Annotated in this window: 1 pseudogene; it reads right to left on the reverse strand. The window is 62.7% G+C overall.

From position 1 onward, the window contains the following. Positions 1-136: 136 nt before the first annotated feature. Positions 137-613: pseudogene (locus GY937_00690) on the reverse strand (IS110 family transposase). Between the last annotated feature and the right edge of the window lie 140 nt (positions 614-753).

The raw sequence follows: 753 nt of genomic DNA on the forward strand, positions 1-753 counted from the left end.
ACAAGATCGCTTGCTTGCTCGGCGCATCAAGACCGCGCGCTTCCGCGATGCAAACCGCTCGCTCGACACCTTCGACTTCGCCTTCAACCCGAAGATCCCGAAGAAGCTCGTGTTCGAGCTCGCCACGGCTCGCTTCGTCACCCAGTGCCCCGCAGAGTGCGCTCGCTGTCAGCGGGCCTATCCCACGAACCTGCATCAGCCTCTGGGCGACCGGATCCTTCCGAACGCATTCGCCGATCCACTTGGTCAGCCCAACGATCCGATCGTCCAATCGACGCAGGTCCTCCGCGAGATCGGACAAGAGCGCCCTGAACTCGTCCGTGAGCTCGTTCTCGGCGTCTTCGAGCCACCTGGGCAACGCGCGCCTCAACTGCTGGATCCCCACAGGTGCGATCAGCCCATACTCGCCGACGAGGCCCCGGATCTGATTCGCCTTGGCCGTACGGTGCCCGATCACCGTCTCGCGAATCCGATGTGCGGCCTGTCCATCTTGCTGGGAGATGCTCTTGATCGCCACGAAGCGCATCCCGGGGCGACTCATGGCCTCGCAAATCGCTTCCGCATCGGCGCGATCGTTCTTGTTGCTCTTGACGTAGGGCTTCACGAATTGAGCGGTGTAGACGCTCACTCAGAAGCGTAGAAATCTGATCATTTGGCCGGGGGGCGACGCAGCCCGCCGTTCCGGATTCCGATTCAGATCTTCCGGGTCGAAAGGTCCTTGACCCAGGGCGAACGCCCTCCCGGCTCGACCGG

The sequence above is a fragment of the bacterium genome, assembly GCA_024228115.1.
GTDB lineage: Bacteria > Myxococcota_A > UBA9160 > UBA9160 > UBA6930.